General features: G+C 70.0%; 18 protein-coding genes, 2 tRNA genes and 1 pseudogene. 4 read left to right on the top strand and 17 right to left on the bottom strand.

Translation table 11 applies throughout. The features are described from left to right. Window positions 1-60: 60 nt before the first annotated feature. Entirely contained in the window at window positions 61-408 is a 348-nt protein-coding gene (gene tnpB / locus PGN25_20675; GenBank protein MEH3119926.1) for an IS66 family insertion sequence element accessory protein TnpB, read from the bottom strand. Then, on the bottom strand, window positions 405-581 hold the full coding sequence (locus PGN25_20670) for a hypothetical protein (protein ID MEH3119925.1): 177 nt from the start codon (window positions 579-581) through the stop codon (window positions 405-407). Before PGN25_20670 ends, tnpB begins: the two co-directional genes overlap by 4 nt. 166 nt (window positions 582-747) lie before the next feature. On the opposite strand from PGN25_20670, the gene PGN25_20665 reads away from it, so the two are divergent. Continuing rightward, window positions 748-876 (top strand): hypothetical protein, encoded by a 129-nt coding sequence (locus PGN25_20665; GenBank protein ID MEH3119924.1) that lies wholly within the window; start codon window positions 748-750, stop codon window positions 874-876. Between the two features lie 56 nt (window positions 877-932). On the opposite strand, the gene PGN25_20660 is transcribed toward PGN25_20665, so the two are convergent. Next, complete coding sequence (locus tag PGN25_20660) at window positions 933-2,042, bottom strand: IS481 family transposase (protein MEH3119923.1); 1,110 nt, start codon at window positions 2,040-2,042, stop codon at window positions 933-935. Between the two features lie 138 nt (window positions 2,043-2,180). Between PGN25_20660 and PGN25_20655 the strand changes: the two are divergent. Beyond that, window positions 2,181-2,964: pseudogene (locus PGN25_20655) on the top strand (IS5 family transposase). A gap of 107 nt (window positions 2,965-3,071) precedes the next feature. Here PGN25_20655 and PGN25_20650 read toward each other — a convergent pair. From PGN25_20650 to PGN25_20640, 3 genes are all read right to left on the bottom strand, one after another. Further along, window positions 3,072-3,695: a hypothetical protein gene (locus tag PGN25_20650; protein MEH3119922.1), complete on the bottom strand. Its 624-nt coding sequence runs from the start codon at window positions 3,693-3,695 to the stop codon at window positions 3,072-3,074. 108 nt (window positions 3,696-3,803) lie between these two features. Beyond that, window positions 3,804-4,058 carry a hypothetical protein gene (locus PGN25_20645; protein ID MEH3119921.1) on the bottom strand — a complete coding sequence of 85 codons (255 nt, stop codon included), beginning with the start codon at window positions 4,056-4,058 and terminating at the stop codon, window positions 3,804-3,806. Window positions 4,059-4,684: 626 nt separating this feature from the next. Then, window positions 4,685-5,446 (bottom strand): DUF1236 domain-containing protein, encoded by a 762-nt coding sequence (locus PGN25_20640; GenBank protein ID MEH3119920.1) that lies wholly within the window; start codon window positions 5,444-5,446, stop codon window positions 4,685-4,687. Between the two features lie 439 nt (window positions 5,447-5,885). Here PGN25_20640 and PGN25_20635 point away from each other — a divergent pair, with 439 nt between their 5' ends. Further along, window positions 5,886-7,235: an MFS family transporter gene (locus tag PGN25_20635; protein ID MEH3119919.1), complete on the top strand. Its 1,350-nt coding sequence runs from the start codon at window positions 5,886-5,888 to the stop codon at window positions 7,233-7,235. Window positions 7,236-7,247: 12 nt separating this feature from the next. On the opposite strand, the gene PGN25_20630 is transcribed toward PGN25_20635, so the two are convergent. The 11 genes from PGN25_20630 to PGN25_20580 all read right to left on the bottom strand — a co-directional run bounded on the left by PGN25_20630 (window position 7,248) and on the right by PGN25_20580 (window position 19,091). After that, window positions 7,248-8,072, bottom strand: coding sequence for a 3-keto-5-aminohexanoate cleavage protein (locus PGN25_20630; protein ID MEH3119918.1), 825 nt, complete (start codon window positions 8,070-8,072; stop codon window positions 7,248-7,250). A 13-nt stretch (window positions 8,073-8,085) separates the two neighbouring features. Beyond that, window positions 8,086-8,205 (bottom strand): isocitrate/isopropylmalate family dehydrogenase, encoded by a 120-nt coding sequence (locus PGN25_20625; protein MEH3119917.1) that lies wholly within the window; start codon window positions 8,203-8,205, stop codon window positions 8,086-8,088. Between the two features lie 277 nt (window positions 8,206-8,482). Then, window positions 8,483-8,929, bottom strand: coding sequence for a hypothetical protein (locus PGN25_20620; protein ID MEH3119916.1), 447 nt, complete (start codon window positions 8,927-8,929; stop codon window positions 8,483-8,485). A gap of 409 nt (window positions 8,930-9,338) precedes the next feature. Beyond that, window positions 9,339-9,962, bottom strand: a complete 624-nt coding sequence (locus PGN25_20615) for a hypothetical protein (GenBank protein ID MEH3119915.1) — start codon at window positions 9,960-9,962, stop codon at window positions 9,339-9,341. Window positions 9,963-10,467: 505 nt separating this feature from the next. Then, window positions 10,468-11,970: a Do family serine endopeptidase gene (locus PGN25_20610; GenBank protein MEH3119914.1), complete on the bottom strand. Its 1,503-nt coding sequence runs from the start codon at window positions 11,968-11,970 to the stop codon at window positions 10,468-10,470. A gap of 116 nt (window positions 11,971-12,086) precedes the next feature. Beyond that, window positions 12,087-12,797 (bottom strand): DUF2459 domain-containing protein, encoded by a 711-nt coding sequence (locus tag PGN25_20605; GenBank protein ID MEH3119913.1) that lies wholly within the window; start codon window positions 12,795-12,797, stop codon window positions 12,087-12,089. After that, a complete protein-coding gene (locus PGN25_20600) occupies window positions 12,794-15,514 on the bottom strand; it encodes a valine--tRNA ligase (GenBank protein MEH3119912.1) in 2,721 nt (906 codons plus the stop codon). Before PGN25_20600 ends, PGN25_20605 begins: the two co-directional genes overlap by 4 nt. Before the next feature lie 104 nt (window positions 15,515-15,618). Then, window positions 15,619-16,221, bottom strand: a complete 603-nt coding sequence (locus PGN25_20595) for a DUF2497 domain-containing protein (GenBank protein MEH3119911.1) — start codon at window positions 16,219-16,221, stop codon at window positions 15,619-15,621. A 124-nt stretch (window positions 16,222-16,345) separates the two neighbouring features. After that, the gene (locus PGN25_20590) at window positions 16,346-17,779 is read right to left on the bottom strand and encodes a TolC family outer membrane protein (protein MEH3119910.1); all 1,434 of its coding nucleotides are present in this window, start codon (window positions 17,777-17,779) and stop codon (window positions 16,346-16,348) included. 401 nt (window positions 17,780-18,180) lie between these two features. Then, on the bottom strand, window positions 18,181-18,831 hold the full coding sequence (locus PGN25_20585) for a protein-L-isoaspartate O-methyltransferase (protein ID MEH3119909.1): 651 nt from the start codon (window positions 18,829-18,831) through the stop codon (window positions 18,181-18,183). 186 nt (window positions 18,832-19,017) lie between these two features. Then, a tRNA-Cys gene (locus PGN25_20580) sits at window positions 19,018-19,091 on the bottom strand. A 246-nt stretch (window positions 19,092-19,337) separates the two neighbouring features. On the opposite strand from PGN25_20580, the gene PGN25_20575 reads away from it, so the two are divergent. Then, window positions 19,338-19,413, top strand: a tRNA-Asn gene (locus PGN25_20575). Window positions 19,414-20,063 lie beyond the last annotated feature (650 nt).

Here is a 20,063-nt window from a genome sequence, read left to right as displayed (position 1 = left end):
GGGCGCGTTCGGCACGCTTGAGAGAAGAGCATATTCTTCAAGCGCTGTAACGCGTTATCCTCAGCCGAGAGCGCTCGGACGCCAGCTCTCCTGCGGCATCCGCCAGTCGATACCCGAGAGCAGGTAGCCGAGTTGCGCCGTCGAGATCGTCACGGCTCCATCCGCCACCGAGGGCCACAGGAAACGGCCGCGGTCGAGCCGCTTTGTGTAGAGACACGCGCCCTGGCCATCGTGCCAGATCACCTTGATCAGGTCGCCGCGCCGTCCGCGGAACACGAACAGATGCCCGCCATGGGGATCGCGCTTGAGCGTCTCCTGGACGATCAGGCCCAAACTGGAAAAGCCTTTGCGCATGTCGGTGTGGCCAGTGGCCAGCCAAACCCGCACGTTGGCCGGCAGCGGGATCATCGGCCCTCCAGGGCGTCGAGCACCCGCCGAAGCGCCGCGGCATCGACGTCGGAGCCGACCCGAACGCGCCGGCCTCTGCCGAGATCGATCTCGATCACCCCGCCGGAGCGACGGCCGCGGTTGGGCTCTCGACCAGGCTCGACCGTCATCGCGGCGGGCGTGGGAGCGATCACGACGGGGACTAGCGCTGGCGTGGGAGCACCGACACGCTCGCACAGCAACTTGCGCCAGCGGAACAGCTGACTGACGTGGAGACCGGCCCGGCGGGCGACACTGCTCTGCGATCAGGGGGACAGCCCCGTCGTCCGGTGCATCGGCGGCAGAGGCGCGGACAGCTTCGTGACGGATGAGAGCGTGCCGGCCTTCCTCGCGCGGGATGCGGGCAGCCCGCAGCACGGGGCGCTCGCCAATCTGGTCGATCGCCTGCTCATGGCTCATCTTGGCCCGGAGATCGAAGGCCGGCGCTGACCCTCCGCTCGCCGGGCGGCAATCTCTCTGCGGCCCCCCCGTCACATTCACGGACCCTAACCCGGCGGCCCTATCCCGGGGCCTTTCCCGGCAAGATCTGATCCGCGGCGGCCCGTGATCGGATCGGGCGGCGGGGTCGAGGCGGTCAGGGCGTGGCTGCCGGCGAGGCGGTCTTTCGTGTTTGGTCCCGGCATTTGGTGGAGCGGGTTTGACCTGAAGCGGCCGGGCTCAGCGGACCATGCCTTGCAGATGGCTTCGTAGGGCGTGAGGCCGCGCAGGGTCTTCAAACGGCGTGCGAAGTTGTAGGCGCTGACAAAGTCGGCCAAGTGCGCACGGAGTTGCGCGTGGCTGTCGTAATGGTAGCGCTTGACCGTCGCGTCCTTGATCGTGCGGTTCATCCGCTCGACCTGACCGTTCGTCCAGGGGTGGCGCGGTTTGGTCAGCCGATGGTCGATATCGTTGCGGGCGCAGGCAAGTTCGAAGCTGTGGGCTCGGAAGGTCTCGCCGGCTACAATCGCCTCCTTGATGACGGAAGCGGCCGAGGCGACGTTGCCGGGCGTGGTGAAGTGGGTGCCGTTGTCGGTGAGCACCGTGTGCACCTTGTAAGGCACGGCCTCGATGAGATGGCGGAGGAAGTCACCTGCGACCCGCCGCGTGGCCTTCTCGTGGAGCTCAACGAAGGCGAACTTGGTCGTGCGGTCGATAGCGACGAGCAGGTAGAGTCGCCCTTCGGCTGTGTGAACCTCGGCCAGATCGATGTGGAAATAGCCGAGCGGGCAGGTCTTGAAGCGTGACCGCTTGGGCTTGTCACCGTCGACCTCCGGCAGTCGGCTGATGCCGTGGCGCTGCAGGCACCGATGCAGCGACGAACGGGTCAGGTGCGGGATCGTCGCCTGGAGCGCGTAGAGGCAGTCGTCCAACGGCAGGAGCGTATGGCGGCGAAAGGCGACGACGACCGCCTCGTCCTCCTGTGACAGCACCGTCGAGCGGGGATCCTTCGGACCCGTGCGCTGATCGGCGACCGAGGTCCGCTGCCGCCACTTGGCGACCGTCTTCCGGTTGATCCCGTAGCGCTTCGAGAGCGCCCTCAGGCTCGCTTGACTATGCTGGATCGCTCGACGGACTGCCTCCGTCGTGGTGGCGCTGCCGTGAAGAACTTGGCCCATAGCGCGTCCCTCCACTCCAACGTGAAGAGTGCACCATCAAACCCTGGGATCAAACAGCTAGGTCGCGGTGAGGAATGTAAGGGAGTCAGTCTGGGGCAAGTTTGGAATGGGAGGGTTGGCCGATTGAGGAGATCGGCGATGTCAGTTGAGGTAGACGCGCTTCGGGACGATCAGTGGGAGCGCGTGAAGGGCTTCGTGCCCGGCGGGACGAAAGGGAAGCGTGGTCCCCGCACGGACAACCGGCGGTTCCTCGATGCGCTGCTGTGGATGGCCCGCTCAGGCGGGCGCTGGAAGGACTTGCCGAAGCGTTTGGGCGACTACCCGACGGTGAAGCGGCGCTACTACGATTGGATCGCGCGCGGCGTTCTGGATCAGATGCTGGCGGACTTGGCGCGCGAAGCCGATCTGGAATGGCTGATGATCGACTCGACCATCGTGCGCGCGCATCAGCACGCGGCTGGCGCGCGCAGGGAACTGGCGCGCGCAGGGAAAAAGGGGGCCGGATGCCCAGGGCCTGGGTCGGTCGCGCGGCGGGCTGAGTACCAAGATCCATGCGGCCGGCGATGCACTGGGCAACCCGGTGCGCCTGCTTGCCAGTCCGGGCCAGCGCAACGACATCACGCTCGCTCACGATCTGATCGCGGGCTTCGAACCTGACGCTGTTCTGGGCGACAAGGGCTACGATGCCGATCCCCTGGCGGAGGCGATCGAGGCGAGCGGAGCCGAGGCGGTCATCCCGCCCAAGCGCAACCGCAAGAGCCCGCGCGCCTACGACCGCGACCTGTACAAGGAGCGCAACAAGATCGAGCGCTTCTTCAACAAGCTCAAGCAGTTCCGCCGCGTCGCCACCCGTTACGACAAGCTGCTCGTCAACTTCATGGGCTTCGTCAAACTCGCCGCCATCGCCATCTGGCTCAGATAGTTAATTCCTCACCACACTCTAGCATCATCATAGTCGGCAACGCGGAGCGACCCCGCTATCGGCGGGACGCTGCACCCATCCGCTACACGGTACGATAAGGGGCCGGCCTATGACCGAGCGATATGTCCCGGCGCGGGGCAGGCCCGGCCGGCTCCCGGATCAAGCCGGGCACCGACAGCATCGGGCCAGCGATGAGCGATCTCGGTCCAGGCCGTACCGCGGTTGATCTGAGCGAGCTGCACGAAGCCGCCGACCTGACAGGTGCCGTTCGCCTCCTTGCCGCCGATCGGGATGCGCTGCTGTCGAGCCGCACAGATGATCCGTACTGCGGCCTCGGCGCAGCCGATGCCCTGATCATTCAGGGCGCGGTCCGGGTCCATGTCGACGGCGGCACAAGCCTCGCGGCCGTAGCCGGGTGTCCAGGCTGTCGCGAGGGCGGGTGTCAGTTCCCAAGCCTCGTAGGGCTCCTGCATCCCGCCCGGCTCCCATGGCTCGGAGTTGAGCCAGTAGGTTTCCCAGCGCTGCCGGGCCTCGGAGAACCCGCCGATCAGCATGGCGAAGGCGCGGCTGTAGCCGTAGTCGTTGGCGGCGGCGAGCCACGCGTTGGCCGTCAGATCCACGATCCGGGCGAGCACCCCATCGAAGTCCGTCGCCTCGCCCAGGCCGGCGCGCAGCGCGATATGGTAGAACCAGGGGCCCTGAAGCGTGACGACGCAATCCTTCTCCGGCATCACACACCAGCTTGGAGTGAATGCCCGTCAGGGTGCCGTCCTGGCCGTAGAACGCGCCGTCCGACGCGGCGATGATGCAGTCCGGCATCCGGGCCATGAAGATCGCGGTCATGCCGGCAACTCCCCGCACCCCTGCGCCGTGCCGCACACCGCGCCGGGCGGTCCGGACAGTCCGACGATTCCGCCATCAGCGAACCCGAGGAATGAGTTCAGCGAGGTCATCATGCCAGCGATGCCGGTAGCCGGCCCGGCCGCCTCGGCCGTCGCGGTGCCGCCGCCGAGCAAGCCGGCGAGCATGCCGCCGCTGGTGCCACGCTTGCCGAACAGCGCATCCGTCAGGCTGTCGGCCGCGATGTCGAGCACGCGCTGCTTTCACCCGCTCGAGGGCGTTGCCGAGGATATCCGCACCGCTCTTGGCGTCGCCGAGGTCGCGCACCAGCGAGCGCACGCCGTCGGAGCCGACGTTGCGGAAGTCGTCCACGTCGCGCATGCGGTCGCGGATCGCCCGTTGGCGGCTTGGCCTCGCGGCGGCCCTCGCCTCGGTCAGCCTCCGCGACCCAGTTTTGGATGGTCTGGCGCGATGGTTCGAACTCGCGAGCGAGGTCGGTCGGATCGCCGCCGGAGCGGACCAGGTCGACCATCTGCCGGCGGAACTCGGGCGGGGTATGCGGGACGGGGCTTGGGCATCGGGCAAACACCTCACGCGAAAGCGCTCTCAGTGTCCACCAAACCGGGGCAATCCCAGTCCCACACCGCATGCGTAGAACGGTTTGGGGTCGCACGCTCGCCGAGCCGGTCCACGATCAACCGGTTTTGGCGGCAGAACCGGCACCGCAGATGAGCCGATTTTCGCCGCACGGGCCAGCCCTATCCGCCATGATCCGACCCGGAACCACCCGGACCGACCCGCTCATTCCCGCCAATTTTCTGAGGCCGGCGCTGATTATCGATTACACACACCGCCCTCGATTGCGGTCGATGCGCCGGGATCAGGCGGGGATGACGTCGACGATCTCGTAGGTGTCGGGATCGATGACCACGATGTCGTCCCCGACGAGGATGAACTGCAGGCCGCGATAGGCGGGCACCAGCGCGATGATGGCCGGCGGAAGCGGATGCAGCGCGACCGAGCGCGGAATCGCCGTGCCGACATTGACCGAGAAGTTGACGTTCGTCACCGGCCGGACATTGGTGCGGGTGATCGATTGGCGGAATTCGGTCCGCTGGGTCGTGCTCAGGCTCTTGGCGGCACCGCGCGCCTCGCCGCGTCCGCCCCACTCCCCGACTCCCTCGCGGGTGCCTCGCTCGCCGGCGGCATCCCGACCGCCGCGGCCGTCGCGCTCGCCCGCCTGACCCCGCTCGCTCCTGCCGGAATCAGTCTTGCTGGAATCAGTCTTGTCGGACTCGACCCTGCCGCGCTCGCCCTGCCCGTCGCGTCCGCCCTGGTTTCCGGCGCGGGTCGGAGCGCCGGCCCCGCCGCCCACGTCGCCGCCCCGGGCGCCGCCGGGTTCCGCACCGCCCCGCGCCCCGCCGGCGCCGCCCGTCTCACCGGTGCCGCCCCGGGCACCGCCATCCCCGGCGGCGCCCGCGCCGCCTGCACGGCCTCCCGGGCCGCCGGCTCCGCCCCCTGCTCCGCCGGCACCCATCCCGGCGGCGCCCGTTCCGCCGGCGCCTCCCCCTTGAGCGAGGGCGGTGGCGGCGCCGAGCACGAGAATCGCCGCGGTGGCGGTGCTGCGAAAGAACTTCGTCATCGTCCTCCGTCCCTGTTCTCTGCCGGCGTCCGAGACGGCGCCGAAACCGGGCACGCAACGGCGGCTGCAGGAAAACCGTTCCCGGAAGACGGCGTGTCGCCTCCGGAACGAGCTCGATTTCGGCACAACGCTGCGAACGGTTCGATCGACTGGCGTCGGAGCAGGCGGGTGGGAGCGATGTGCTTGGGGCGACTTCGGACGGCATTGCCCTCGGCGCATGGAACCGTTGCGCCTGCTTCGTCCGCCTCCGTGCGACGGGCCGATCCGGGGCGGAACAAGCCGGACGAGGCGGACTTGCACGGCGAGGCGTAACCGCAACGTTCGGCGCCGGCTGTCATCCGATGGACCTCCGTCGAGTCGGCGCACGCCGCGAAGGCGCCTAGGAGAGACCTTTCAGCAAGCGTAAGCGGCCGCTCGAAGGCCGGTCAGGGGGAAGCGCATGCCGGACGTCACTGCACCCGCGTCGGACGACACGGCCGACCGCCGCCGCCGCATCATGGCGATCGTCGGCTCCTCGTCGGGCAATCTCGTCGAGTGGTACGATTTCTACTGCTACGCCTTCTTCGCCCTCTACTTCGCGCCGGTGTTCTTCCCGCAGGGCGACAGCACCAGCCAGCTTCTCCAGTCGGCGGCGGTGTTCGCGGTGGGCTTCTTCATGCGCCCCGTCGGCGGCTGGCTGTTCGGGCGCATCGCCGACCGGCTCGGGCGCAAGACCTCGCTGATGATCTCGGTCCTGATGATGTGCGCCGGCTCGCTGGCCATCGCCGTGCTGCCGACCTACGCCACCGTCGGACAGCTCGCGCCGGTCCTGCTCGTGCTCGCGCGGATGGTGCAGGGTCTCTCCGTCGGCGGCGAGTACGGCACCAGCGCCACCTACATGAGCGAGGTGGCCGTCAAGGGATCGCGCGGCTTCTACGCCTCGTTCCAGTACGTCACGCTGATCGGCGGCCAGCTCCTCGCCTCGCTCGTGCTGGTGACGCTGCAAGGCTTCCTCACCGGCGAGCAACTCACCGCCTGGGGCTGGCGCATCCCCTTCGTCATCGGCGCGCTCGCCGCGGTGATCGCCCTGTTCCTGCGCCGCTCGCTGTCCGAGACGATGAGCGAGGAGAACAAGCAGTCGAAGGAGTCGGGAACCCTCTCCGGGCTGTTCAAGCACTGGCGGGCCTTCGCCGTCGTGCTGGCCTATACGGCCGGCGGGTCGCTGTCGTTCTACACGCTGACGACCTACATGCCGAAATACCTCTTCAACACCGCCCACATGAACAAGGTGACGGCCTCGCAGGTCACCACGGTGGCGCTGTTCGCCTACATGGTGATCCAGCCCTTCTTCGGCTGGCTCTCGGACCGGATCGGCCGGAAGACGAACATGCTCCTGTTCAGCGGGCTCGGCACGGTGATGATCGTGCCGCTGATGACGGCGATCGGCGCCGCCGCCGACCCGCTCCTCTCCTTCGGCCTCATCATGACCGGGCTCGTCGTGATCAGCTTCTACACCGGCATCAGCGGCATCGTGAAAGCGGAGCTGTTCCCGGCCCAGGTGCGCGCGCTCGGCGTCGGCCTCTCCTACGCCGTCGCCAACTCGCTGTTCGGCGGCACGGCCGAAGCGGTGGCGCTCTGGCTCAAGCAGGCCGGCGCGGAGAGCACCTTCTTCTGGTACGTCGCGGTGATGCTCGCGATCTCCTTCGCCGCCTCGCTGCTGATGCCGAACCCGAAGCGTCACGGCTATCTCGACGGCGACGGCACCGTCGAGGAGGCGCTGGGGCGCAGGACGAGCCCGGCGATCGCCTGACCGGCGTCCGCCTCAGGACAGGTGAAGCAGCGCCCGCGCCTCGGCGGGCGTTGCGGGCCGGGCGCCGTGCCCGGCGCAGATCTCCGCCGCCAGCCGCACGAGACCGGCATTGCCGTCGGCGAGCCGCTCCTTCGACAGGCGCACGTTGTCCTCCAGGCCCGTGCGCACGCCGTCCGCTCCCCGCGCGAGCGCCCAGCCCATCACCGGGCTCTGGCTGCGGCCGATGCCGAAGGCGCCCCAGGTCGCGTCCGGCAGCAGGCGCCGCGTCTCGGCGAGCAGGAGGTCGAGCAGGTGCGGGTCCGGCGGCAGGGCGTTGCGGATGCCCATCACGAACTGCACGTGCGGCCTCGCGCCGATCACGCCCGTGTCGAGGAGACGGCGGGCGTTGTGGATGTGGGTGAGGTCGAACACCTCGATCTCCGGCCGCACCCCCGCGTCGCGCATGCGCTCCGCCAGTGCCGTGAACGAAGCGGCCGGGTTCTCGTAGACGCCGTCGCCGAAATTGACCGAGCCGGTGGTCAGCGAGGCCATGTCCGGGCGGTGGACCAGGCAGGCGCCGCGCGGCGCCGGATCGCTGCCGCCGCCGCTCGTCGAGAACTGGACGATCATGCCCGGGCAGTGTCGGCGGATGCCGGCCTGGACCCGTCCGAAGCGTTCCGGATCGAGGGACGGGCTCTCGTCGTCCCCGCGGACGTGGATATGGGCGAGCGCGGCCCCCGCCTCGTAGGCGGCGTGGGTCGATTCGATCTGCTCGGCCGGGGTGATCGGCACGGTCGGGTTGTCGGCCTTGCGCGCGACCGAGCCGGTGATCGCCACCGTGACGACGACGGGTCTCATGAGGCGGCGACCTCTATCCGAGCGCCTGCTCGATCGCCCGCTCCAGCACCCGCACGCCTTCCGGCACGACTTCCTTGCCGATCCCGTCGCCGGGAATCACCGCGATCCGGTAGCTGCGCTTCGCCTGGCCCATGCCGCTCGCCCTCGTGTGCGCCCTCAAGTAAGCCCTCGGCGTCTGATACGCCATCCGGTTGATGAGTTCGGCCTGTCCTGCGTCATCGCGAGGCGAAGCCGTGGCGATCCAGGGCGCGACCGGTCCGGAAAGGGCGCGCCCTGGATCGCTTCGCGGCCGCTCGCGAGGACGGAGGGGGGCGAAGCCCGAAGCGATCAATCGGAAACGGTATCACTTGCGCCCCCCCTTGCGCCCCCCGGCGGCGGCGTCAATGGCGGCGTTCTCGGATGGGCGCAGTTCAGGGGATCGAGCCGGTGGTCTCGCCGGGGCAGGCTTCCCGGGGCCGGGCGCGCAGCACCCGCTTCAGCCGCACGGCCTGCGAGCCGGCGGCGCTGTCGAGGGTGCCGATCAGCGCCTCCGGGCCGGCGGTGCCGCGGAAGCTGACGAGGCCGGCCGGCGTCTCGACATGGAAAGCGACGTCCTTCGTCGTATCGTCGACGGTCACCGCCGTCTCGATCGGGGCGGCCAGGCCCGCGCCCTCGTAGACGAGGCCGTCGCCCTTGGGCCAGCGCTTGAGGGTGATGCGCCGCCCCGCCCGCGTGCCTTCGTCGGAGGTCGTGCAGAGATCGGCATAGACGTAGGTGCCGGAGACCCAGCGCGTCTGCGCCGCGGCCGGTCCCGTGGCGAGGCCCGCGAGGAAGAGGCTCCCGAGCAGGCTCGAGCGAGCGAGGCGGCCGGCTGACATCGATCGATCCTTTTCCCTTCCGGGCTCGCTCGAGCGCCGGGAACGGAAAGGCTCAGCCCATCTCGGGTTCCCTTGCCGCCTCGCCGGGAGGTGTGCGGCAGCACTGAGAGCCTGTTTGACTGCGGTGATCCCATCTCGCCCCTCATCCTGAGGTGCCGGAGCGCAGCGGAGGCCTCGAAGGGTGCTCCAGAAATCGCGCGGGATCTGGAACACCCTTCGAGGCCGCTCACGCGGCACCTCAGGATGAGGGTGGGGATGGGAGCCTGGCCTTCTCGCCTTGCCGTTGCTTGGCGAAGACACGTCGGCCGGTCAAACAGGCTCTCGGGCGTCTCCCCCGCTCGGGGCCGCTGCCGCTGCCGGGTGAACCCGGCGGGCGGGCCGCGGGTCCGTCGAGACGACGGTGCGGGGTTCAGAACTCGCGGATCAGCCGCAGGGCCGCCACCAGTCCCGGATCGTCGCCGGTCCGGAACTCTAGGCCGAGGCCCGCCTGGACGCTCGTCAGCTCCGAGAGGCGGCGATGGACCTGGGGGATGACCAGGGTGCGGGCGGCCTCGCCCCCGGCGATGTCCTGCCGCAGGTTCACTTCGAGCCCGAGCACCGTCTCCGGATCGAGGTCGTAGAAGACCGATTGGTTGAGAAGCAGCGACGTGGTGCCCGGCCGCTGCACGCCGACCTGACGCAGGCCGGCCAAGCTCAGCAGGCTCCAGCGCGCGTCGAAGCGGTAGCCGGAGATGTAGAGGAGGGCGTTGCGGAGCGTCGCGCTGTCGCGGTCGTACTGGCCGATATACTGCCAGCCGTGGATCCAGCGGCCCTCCGCGCCGACGCCGAAGGTGCCCTGGAGCGCGAACTTGTACTGTGTCAGGCGCCCGTCCTCGAACGGGAGTTCGAGCTCGAAGGACTGGCCGTCGGCGTAGGCGTATTCGAGTTCCGGCGCCCAGTTCGTCGGCCCCCGGCCCGAGGGTCGGACCGACAGGACGTTGATCTCGCGCTCCCCCGCTCGCGCGCCCAGCGGCCGCAACAGATCGAACACCATCGGTTCCGGGATACGCGGACTCTCCGAGGCGAGCGGCTCGGCACCCGCGGTCGCTCCGAGGGGCGCCGCGCAGGCGAGCAGGGCCGCCAGGACGCGGCCGCTCCCGACGGCGGGCCGCGCGGTGCGGGGGCGGAGCGACGGCGCCGCCGATCTTCGAGCCCTTGGGTCCACGGCGGTTCCTCGAACGGAACCGTTGGTAGACGGTGGCGGGCGGTTCGCCAATCCGCCGGGGTCGGGCGGCCCATCTCGTCGGTCGCATCCCGGGACGGCACGGCGACATCCGTCTCGCCCGCGGCGAGGCGGCTCATGGTGGCTCATGGCGGCTCAATGGCGGCCGGCTTCCGCGCTGGCGAAGGCGTTGGCGTAAGAGGGCGCACCCCTTCGGGACGGCCCGGTGGACGCGACGAAAAAACGCCCGCTCCGGGGAGCGGGCGCGAAGTCGGGAGGAGACGCGGGAAGATCCGCGAGGATCGGGACCGCTGCCGGTCCCGATCGGTGGAGGGGATCAGCCCTCCTTCTTGGTGAGCGCCACCGCGACGAAGCGGGTCTGGCCCTTGGCGCCCTTCACCCGCATCAGCACCGCCTTGCGGCCGTTCGATTCCGCGGCGCGGATCTGCGCCTGGACGTCGGAGGGCTTCGAGACGCCGGTGCCGGCCACATCCAGGATCACGTCGCCCTGCGCGATGCCCTTGGCGGCGGCCGGGCCGTCCGGATCGACGTCCATCACCGCCACGCCCTCGTCGCCGAGGCCGACATCGCCCGCCGGCGCCAGGCTCAGGCCGAGGCGCGGCTGGCCGCCCGATCCGCTGTCGCTGCGGCTCGCCACCTTGGCGTCGGCCGGCATCGTGCCGAGCTCGACTGTGGCGACGTCGTTCCTGCCGTTGCGCAGGTAGGCGAGCTTCACCTCGGTGCCGGGCTTGAGGCCGGCGATGCGGCGCGACAGGTCGCGGGCATCGTTGACGGGCGCGCCGTTGACCGACTCGATCACGTCGCCCGACTTCAGCCCGGCCTTGGCGGCGGGGGTGCCGTTCTCGGCGTGATCGACCAGGGCGCCCTTGGCCTTGTCGAGGCCGAGGCCCTCGGCGATGTCCTTGGTCACCGGCTGCACCTGCACGCCGAGATAGCCGCGCACCACCTTGCCGTCGGTGCGGAGCTGATCGACCACTGCCTGCACCGTCTCCGCCGGGATGGCGAAGGCGAGGCCGACCGAGCCGCCGGACGGCGAGGCGATCGCCGTGTTCACGCCCACGACCTCGCCGTTGACGTTGAAGGTCGGGCCGCCGGAATTGCCCTTGTTGATGGGCGCGTCGATCTGCAGGAAGTCGTCGTAGGGGCCGGCGCCGATGTCGCGGCCGCGGGCCGAGACGATGCCCGCCGTCACCGTGCCGCCGAGGCCGAACGGGTTGCCGATGGCGACCACCCAGTCGCCGACCCGTGGGGCGCCCTTGCCGAACTGGACGTAGGGGTAGCTGCCGCTCTCGTTGATCTTCAGGAGCGCGATATCGGTCTTGGAATCCTTGCCGATCACCTTGGCGTCGAGGGTGCGGCCGTCGTCGAGGGTGACCTGCACGGTCTTGGCGTGATCGACGACGTGGTTGTTGGTCACCACGTAGCCGTCGCCCGAGATGATGAAGCCGGAGCCCACCGCGCCACGCTCGCCGCGCTGCTGCGGCATGCCGCGCCCGCCCGGACCGCCCTGGCCGAAGCGCCGGAAGAACTCGCGCAACTGCGGCGGCACCTGCTGCATGTTGGGCCCGCCGGACGCGTCGTCGTCATCGTCGGCACCGTCGTCGAGCTTCACCTTCACGGCGACGACGCCCGGCTTCACCTTCTCGACGACGTTGGCGAAGGAGCCCGGCGGATGCTCGGGCGCCTCGATCGGCGTCTTGGGCAGGGCCTGGGCGTAGGCCGGCGTGCCGGGTTCGGTCAGGCCGAACCCGGCCGCACCACCGGCGACGAGGGCGGCCGCGGCGACGGAGGCGAGGGCGCGGCGGACGGTCAGGGTCATGGAAGTCTCCGACGAGGAATCTTTCGGTCGGCTGCCCGTCGAGATCCGAGGGCCGGGGCGCCGATCCGTGGGGAGAGTCCTAGAGGCCGCCGCCTGACGGCCGGATGGCGCGAAGATTACGGTTTGGACAGGTCCGCCGCGCCGGCCCGCCAGCGCAGGTCGATGAGAAGCCCGAGCGGGTGGGTGTCGAGTACCGGCGTGATCGGCAGGCCGGCCGCGTTGAGGAGCCCGGCCGCCCAGTGGTTGCAGACGTTGCGGTACGAGAAGCGGCCGTTCGCCTCGTAGAACAGGCTCGGCCCGTAGAGCCCCGGCCCGACATCCACCGGCTGGCCGTCCATGAGGCGGAAACTCGCCTCGAGCCGGGCCAGCAGCCGGGCGAAACCCTGGCGCGAGAGCGGCACCGGAACGATGTCGGCTTGCGGAAAACTCTCGCGGGCCGGGCGCGCGAGGCCGACGACCTGGACCACGCCCTCGCTGCCACCGGGGGTGAACAGGGCGGAGAGGGCGAGGCGCCAGTCGAAGGCGGCGAGCGTCGGTGTCGCCCGGTAGAAGCGCGCTTCGCCCCAGCCGAATTCCAGGGCATCGTCGGCGCGAAACCGCGTCGCGATGTTGCGCAGGGCGGCGCCCGTGCCCTCCCCGGTCAGGCTCTCGCGGCGCAGGACGAGGCCGGAATGCCAGCCGTGGCTGACGAGGAACACGGTCTCCGTGTCCGGGTCCGACGGCGGATAGAGACTCGGGTCGCCGGGCCGTGCCGTGCAGAGCGTGAGAACGAGGAGCGCGGCGGCCAGCCCGGCGAGGATCCGCGCGAGCCGCCGCAGCCGCTTCACGCGTCGCCGAGCCGGGTCAGCGCTTCCTCGATCCTGGCGAGCCGCGCGGCTTCCGCGTCGCTTCGCTCGCGCTGCTCGTCCACCACCTCTTCGGGCGCGCGGGCGAGGAAGTCGGCGTTGCCGAGCTTGCCCGCGATCCTGCCGATCTCGGCCCGCGCCTTGCCCGCCTCCTTCTTCAGCCGGGCGACCTCCGCGGCGAGATCGACGATGCCCTCCAGCGGCAGCGCGGCGACGCTGCCGCGGACGAGAAGCTGCACCGAGTTCTTCGGAGCCGCCTCGGCGAAGCCGATCTCGGAGAGCCGGGCGAGGCGGACCAGCGTCTCGCTCCAGCGCTCGACGCGGGCGCGCACCGTCGCGTCGGCGCCGACCAGCACCAGCGGCACCTGGGCCCCGGCCGGCACGTTCGTCTCGGAACGGGCCGAGCGCACCTCGGAGATCAGATCGACCAGCCAGCCGATCTCGGCCTCGGCCTGCGCGTCCGCGTAGGCCGAGAGGTCGGGCCAGGATTCGAGAGTGAGCAGGCCGCGGGGCGTCGGCAGCGCCTGCCCCTTGATCGCCCACAGCTCCTCCGTGAGGAAGGGCATGAACGGGTGCAGCAGCTTGGCGATCTGGTCGATCAGGAAGGCGACCGTGGCCTGCGTTTCGGCTCTTGCGGACGGATCGACGCCTTCCCCCTGGAGCACGGGCTTGGCCAACTCCAGATACCAATCACAAAAAACGTTCCAGACGAAGCGGTAGGCGGCTGCCGCCGCATCGTTGAAGCGGTAGACGGTGATGCCCTGCGCCACCTCGGCCACCGCCTTCGCGGCCTCGGTGAGCGCCCACCGGTTGAGCGTTTCCTTCACGGCTTCGGGCCGGAAGTCGGCCCTGAGTTCGCAGCCGTTCAGCTCGGCGAAGCGCGCCGCGTTCCAGAGCTTGGTCGCGAAGTTGCGGTAGCCCTCGACCCGCTGGGGGCCGAGCTTGATGTCGCGGCCGGGTGCGGCGAGCGCGGCCAGCGTGAAGCGCAGGGCGTCGGCGCCGAAGCGGTCGATCAGGTCGACCGGATCGACCACGTTGCCCTTCGACTTCGACATCTTCGCACCCTTCTCGTCGCGGACGAGGGTGTGCAGGTAGACCGTCTCGAACGGCGCCCGGTCGGTGAGGTGCAGGCCCATCATCATCATCCGGGCGACCCAGAAGAAGATGATGTCCTTGCCCGTCACCAGGGTGTTGGTGGGGTAGAAGCGGGCGAGCTCCGGCGTCTCGTCGGGCCAGCCGAGCGTCGAGAACGGCCACAGCGCGGAGGAGAACCACGTGTCGAGGACGTCGGGGTCGCGGGTCAGCGCGACCGCGCGGCCGTGCTCGGCCTTGGCCTGGGCGAGCGCCTCCGCCTCGCTCTCGGCGACGAAGACGCCGCCCTCCGCATCGTACCAGGCCGGGATCTGGTGGCCCCACCAGAGCTGGCGCGAGACGCACCACGGTTCGATGTTCTCCAGCCACTGGAAGAAGGTCTTTTCGTAGTTCTCGGGCACGAACTTCGTCTGCCCGTCGCGCACGGCCTGGAGCGCACGCTCGGCCAGCGGCTTGACGTTCACGTACCACTGGTCGGTCAGATACGGCTCGATGACAACGCCCGAACGGTCGCCGTGCGGCACCGCGTGGGTGTTGGGCTCGACCCTGCGCAGCAGGCCGCGCGCCTCCATCAGGGCGACGACGCGCTTTCGCGCCTCGAACCGGTCGAGGCCGTCGAGCGCCAGCGCCTCGGCCTCCGGCTCCGCGCCGTCGAGGAAGGCGGCGTTGCCGGCGATCCGGATGCGCGCCTCCGCATCGAGCACGTTGATCGGCCGGCAGCCGTGGCGGCGCCCGACCTCGAAGTCGTTGAAGTCGTGGGCCGGCGTGATCTTGACCGCGCCGGTGCCCTTCTCGGGATCGGAATACGCGTCGGCGACGACCGGGATCAGCCGGTTGACCAGCGGCAGGCGCACAGGGCTGCCGACGAGGCCGCGGTAGCGCTCGTCGTCCGGGTGGACCGCGACCGCCGTGTCGCCGAGCATCGTCTCGGGCCGGGTCGTGGCGACCGTGATGAGCGCGCCCGTCGGCGTGCCGTTCGCGTCCACGACGGGATAGTCGAAGTGCCAGAGATGGCCCTTCACCTCGATCTGCTGCACTTCGAGATCGGAGATCGCGGTCTGGAACTTCGGATCCCAGTTCACGAGGCGCTTGTCGCGGTAGATCAGCCCCTGCCCGTGCAGGTCGACGAAGGTCTTGAGCACGGCGCGGCTCAGGCCCTCGTCCATGGTGAAGCGCGCGCGCGACCAGTCGCAGGAGGCGCCGAGCCGCTTGAGCTGGCCGATGATCGTGCCGCCGGATTCCTCCTTCCAGGCCCAGACCCGGCGCAGGAATTCTTCGCGACCCAAGGCGCGCCGGCCCGGCGCTCCCGTCTCCGCGAGCCGGCGCTCGACCACCATCTGAGTGGCGATGCCGGCGTGGTCCGTGCCCGGCTGCCACAGCACGTCCCGGCCCCGCATCCGCTCGAAGCGGACGAGGATGTCCTGGATCGTGTTGTTGAGCGCGTGGCCCATATGCAGCGATCCCGTCACGTTCGGCGGCGGGATCACGATGCTGAACGGCTCGGCACCGGCCCGCTCGGGGCGGCCGGCGCGGAAGGCCTGTCGCTCGTCCCAGGCCGCGGAGACGCGCGCCTCGACGGCGGCGGGGTCGAAGGTCTTGTCCATCATGGGCGAAAGCGGGCTTTTCAGGCGTGCGGCGTCTTCAAGGGATGTCGCCGCCGCTATCGGCCCGCCGCGGGGCCGCCGTCAACCGTCGGATGCGGGGGAGCGTGTCAGCGGCCGCGGGCGACCCGTTCGATCTCGCTGCGCACCAGCCGTTCGACCATGTGCGGAAGGTTCTCGTCGAGCCAGCCCTTGAGCATCGGCCGCAGCATCTCCTGGACGAGATCCTCCAGCGTGCGGGCGTTCTGCGACAGCACCGTGTGCGCGAGCAACTGAAAGTTCTGCCCGACGCTCTCGACGGTGCGCGAGGAGACGAGACGCTCGGTCACCTCCTCCTCGACCGCCGCCCGGATCCGCTCCTGCGTCCGCGGCGCGGGCTGCGGCTCGGGTGCGAAGGCGGCCGGTTCCGGCTTCGGAGCGGGCGGCGGCTCGAAAGCGGGTTCCGGCTCCGGCTCGGCCTCGAATTCCGGCATCCGGAAATCGATCTCGGGGATGTCGAAGGCGACGGGTTCGGGCTTGCGCACCGGTTCGGCGACCTCGGCGAGGTCGAGCACGTCGTCCTCTTCCGGCGGCGGAGGCGCCGGGGGGGGCGCCTCGGCCTCGGCGGGCTTGGGAGCCTGATCGTCGGCGATGATGCGGCGGATCGAGGCGAGGATCTCCTCCATGGAGGGTTCCTGCGTCTTGTCCTGAACCTTGGGGCTCGCTGCGCTCATCGGGACGATACTCGGTGACGATTGACAAGACGATGATTGGGTTAACGAACTATTTCAGCGTCTCGTCCGGCATCAACCATGTTCCTCGGCCGGCCAACAGAAATCACCGGCCGGCGCGAGGCGGTCAGCGCCCGTCCGGGGTGCGCAGGCCGAACCAGAGGTCGCGGACCTGATCGAGGTGTTCGCGGGCGCTGTAGGGCGTCACCGGCAGGCTGGTGAAGCGCACGGTCAGCCGGCCGACCGCCTGCACCACGTCGTAGGAGTTCACGACGCGGTCGCGCTGCGCGCGGATCAGCGCGACGCGGGCGGAGAGCAGCTCCTGCTGCGCATTCAGCACGTCGAGGGTGGTGCGCTGGCCGACCCGGGCCTCTTCGCGCACGCCGTTGAGCGCCACTTCGTTGGCCTGGACCTGGGCCTGAGAGGCGATCACCTGCGCCTTCGAGGCTTCGAGGTTGCCCCAGGTCCGCACGATCGAGGCGCGGATCGTGTCGCGGTCCTGGTCGGCGACGAGGCGGGCGCGCCCGACATTCTCCTTGGCCTGCCGGATCGCGGCGTACTCGCCGCCGCCCTGGTAGAGCGGGATGTTGACCCGGCCGACGATCGAGGCGGTGACGCCGTTGTCGCCGGGGAACTGCTGGTCGTAGCGCTGCTGCACCGCACCGGTGATCTGCGCCTGGGGATAGAGCGCGCCCTCGGCCACCTTCACCTGCAACTCCGCCACGTCGACGGCGTGCAGCGAGGAGAGAATTTGCGGGTGCTCCTTCAGGCCGATGAGGAGGGCCTGATCGAGCGAGCCCGGCACGTAGCGGTCGAGGGGACGGCCCGGTGCGAGCTGGCGCGGCTCGATGCCGACGATCTGGCGGTAGATGCCGATCGAGGCGCGAAGCGCCGCTTCCGCCGCGCCGACCTGGGAACGCGCGCCGGCGAGCCGCGCCTCGGCCTGGGCGACGTCGGTGCGGGTCACCTCACCGACGTTGAACCGGTCGCGGGTCTGGCGGAGCTGCTCTTCCAGCACCTCGACGTTGTTGCGCTGAAGTTCGAGCGTCGCGGTGTCGCTCAGGACGTTCATGTAGGCCTGGGCCGCGTTGAACAGCGTGTTCATCTCGGTCAGGCGCAGGCCTTCGCGCGTACCGAGCACGGTCGATTCGGCGGAGCGGACGCGGTTGTCGGTCTGGAAGCCGTCGAACAGGTTCTGGTTGATGGTCAGGCCCGCGCCGCCCGGTCGGGTGGTGAGGTTGAGCCCGGTTCCGCCGAGCCCCTGGATGCCGCCGATCGAACCCTGGAACTGCTGGACGCCGATATCGGCCGAGATCGCCGCGTTCGGGCGGTAGCCGGCCTGGAACCGGTTCACGTCCTCGTCGGTCGCGCGCAGGTTCGCCCGCGCCGCGTTCAGCGCCGGGTTGGCCTGGTAGGCACGGGAGAGCGCACTCTCGAGAGTCTCGGCAGCGGCCGGACTCGCGGCCACCAGCGCCGAGACGACGGCACCGGCCAGCCGAAGCGCGGACCGCGCCGCAGGGTTCCGTTCTTTCACGTCGATCAGCCCTTGCGGTTTCTCGATTCACCAACCCGCCGCACCGCCGCGTCCGCTCCGGTCCACCATCCCTGCGCCCATCCCATCGGGACGTCCGCCGGTCGATCCGTTCCGGGAGGGCCGCGACAGGGTCGCCGCCTGCATGCCTATGCGCTGGGGTGGCCAGCCCGCCTCGGGCCGAAGAGTAGCCGAGCTTGCGCCGACGACGACAGGGTTTACCGCGCTGCGATGTCGGATTGCCGGGGGGGTGGCTCAAAAAAGCGACACCCCTTCCGGTTCGATCCCAGATCGAGCGGACGGGCGCGCTGGATCGCTCCCCCGTTGCGTGACGGGCGGTCGGTTCCTTGCCGTGTCCGGTGAGGGGGCGAACTGCCCGCCCTGCGGGCGTGCGGCGAAGATACCGCGGACGCGCCGCGGCCGGCCGCGACTCAGAAGGCGAAGCCGGGCTCGGCCGCGAAGCTCTTGAGGGCGGGAAGCGAGGCGTCGAACAGCGAGCGGGAGCCGAAGGCGTCGCCCGCCCGGACGAACAGCGTCGCCTTGGCGTTCCGGTGGGGGCCGAGCACGCAGACGAGCCGCCCGTCGTCGCGCAACTGGTCGAGAAGCGCCTGCGGCCGCGTCTCGACCCGCCCCTCCACGAGGATGGCATCGAAGGGACCGCCCTTGGCCGGAGCGCCGAGTGCGCCCTGGACAACCTCGGCGGTCTCGCCGAGACGCGCGCGCGCGGCTCCGGCGAGTTCGGAAGAGGCTTCGAGGGCGACGACCTCGGCGCCCAGGCGCCCCAGGACGGCCGCGCCGTAACCGTAGCCGGTGCCGACATCGAGGGCGCGGACGCCCGGACGGATCTTGAGCGCCTGGATCATGCGCGCCAGCACCATGGGCGCGGGCATCGCCCGGGTGCCGTCCTCGCCGGCGCCGAAGGTCAGCGTCTGGTCGATATAGGCGAACTCCTCCCGGCCCGGCGGGACGAAGCGCTCGCGGGGCACGGAGTCGAAGGCGTCGAGCACGGAAACGTCGTTCACGTCGAAGGTCCGGAGCTGACAATCGACCATGAGGCGCCGTGCCTGAGCATAATCGAGCATGAGCCGTCCATTCCTTGCCGCCGCGCCTGACCGTTCCTGCGCCCGCCCGTCGAGCGGCGCCGGCCCGAGCGGGACGGGTTGTCGTGGATCGTTCTGCGAATTGCAAGGCTCGCGACAGCCCTGCTCCGTCCCGTCATGACGGGAATCGATCGCTCGATCGGGGATGCTTCCGGGACTTGGGAAATTTGGAGGCCTCGCCCGGAATCGAACCGGGGTGCAAGGATTTGCAGTCCTCTGCGTAACCACTCCGCCACGAGGCCTCGACCGCGCCGTGCGCGACGCTCCGGGCCGGGCGGCGGCCCCGGAGCGAGGCGTCTCTAGCAGAGGCTTTGCCCGCTCGGCAACGGTCTTGTCGCAAGTTCGGCATCGGCCGTGGCCCGGACGCCCATTCCGGGGATCGATCCGCAACCGCGGCCCGGGAACCCGCAAAAACCTGCGAAAGCACCCTTGCGCCGGCAACCGGCGAAGGCTAATGACCCGCCAGCGCCGCCGAGGCGGCCGGGTGATCCCCGATAGCTCAGTTGGTAGAGCAAGCGACTGTTAATCGCTTTGTCGCAGGTTCGAGTCCTGCTCGGGGAGCCAACAATTTTCTAACATCTTGTGAACGTTGCGCCTTTTGCGCCGAGCCTCGCGCCGGGTCGGACGGTGCGGGGATAGCGTCGTCGTTCCAGCGCCCGGCGATCCGCTCCGCGCGCTTTGCCCGGTTGGCGCCGCGCACGCAGATCGCGCTCTCCCGGCTGCCGTCCGCCCAGCCGAACCACGCGTTCAATTCGGCCTCGTCGCGCCGCTCTCGGTCGCCCGTCGCACCCCCGCCTTGCGGAGGCCATGCGCTCGCCCCGGCACGCAGGCTCCGCGGAACCCGTTGCCGAAGCTCTGGCTCCACGGGGCCGGGCGCCTGAATGGGTCCCCGCGAGATCCCCGGCGCCAAGCCGAACGCCGTCATCGGCTGGGCGCAAAAGCTCGGTGGCTGGATCGCCAACGTCTGCAACAACGACGACATCCCGTGGTGCGGGCTCTTCCGCTTCCTTCAAGCCGACGGGGCGGCATCCGGTTCGCGGCGGGAGCGACGTGAACACCGGGCCGCTTCCGTCACGCGGGCCCGGCGGCCGATATCACGGAACCCTTGCAATTCTCCCGCGACACTCTGTAATGATATCGACCCCATTCCCGGGTTGGCGCTTCGGCGGCCCTCGGGCGCGCCCGGGGCATGTCGGCGCCCTCCTCGCTCGAAT

This window comes from Methylorubrum populi, assembly GCA_036946625.1.
Taxonomy (GTDB): Bacteria; Pseudomonadota; Alphaproteobacteria; order Rhizobiales; family Beijerinckiaceae; genus Methylobacterium; species Methylobacterium populi_C.
This window is presented reverse-complemented; position numbering and strand designations above follow the sequence as displayed.

Bases quoted from the DNA above. Each gene is read 5' to 3' on its own strand.
- PGN25_20660 (MEH3119923.1), bottom strand. From the start codon at position 2,042: ATGGGCCAAGTTCTTCACGGCAGCGCCACCACGACGGAGGCAGTCCGT.
- PGN25_20620 (MEH3119916.1), bottom strand. From the start codon at position 8,929: ATGTCAGCCGGCCGCCTCGCTCGCTCGAGCCTGCTCGGGAGCCTCTTC.
- PGN25_20615 (MEH3119915.1), bottom strand. From the start codon at position 9,962: ATGGTGTTCGATCTGTTGCGGCCGCTGGGCGCGCGAGCGGGGGAGCGC.
- PGN25_20625 (MEH3119917.1), bottom strand. From the start codon at position 8,205: ATGGGCCAGGCGAAGCGCAGCTACCGGATCGCGGTGATTCCCGGCGAC.
- tnpB (MEH3119926.1), bottom strand. From the start codon at position 408: ATGATCCCGCTGCCGGCCAACGTGCGGGTTTGGCTGGCCACTGGCCAC.
- PGN25_20595 (MEH3119911.1), bottom strand. From the start codon at position 16,221: ATGAGCGCAGCGAGCCCCAAGGTTCAGGACAAGACGCAGGAACCCTCC.
- PGN25_20640 (MEH3119920.1), bottom strand. From the start codon at position 5,446: ATGACGAAGTTCTTTCGCAGCACCGCCACCGCGGCGATTCTCGTGCTC.
- PGN25_20600 (MEH3119912.1), bottom strand. From the start codon at position 15,514: ATGATGGACAAGACCTTCGACCCCGCCGCCGTCGAGGCGCGCGTCTCC.
- PGN25_20610 (MEH3119914.1), bottom strand. From the start codon at position 11,970: ATGACCCTGACCGTCCGCCGCGCCCTCGCCTCCGTCGCCGCGGCCGCC.
- PGN25_20650 (MEH3119922.1), bottom strand. From the start codon at position 3,695: ATGCCGGAGAAGGATTGCGTCGTCACGCTTCAGGGCCCCTGGTTCTAC.
- PGN25_20630 (MEH3119918.1), bottom strand. From the start codon at position 8,072: ATGAGACCCGTCGTCGTCACGGTGGCGATCACCGGCTCGGTCGCGCGC.
- PGN25_20635 (MEH3119919.1), top strand. From the start codon at position 5,886: ATGCCGGACGTCACTGCACCCGCGTCGGACGACACGGCCGACCGCCGC.
- PGN25_20585 (MEH3119909.1), bottom strand. From the start codon at position 18,831: ATGCTCGATTATGCTCAGGCACGGCGCCTCATGGTCGATTGTCAGCTC.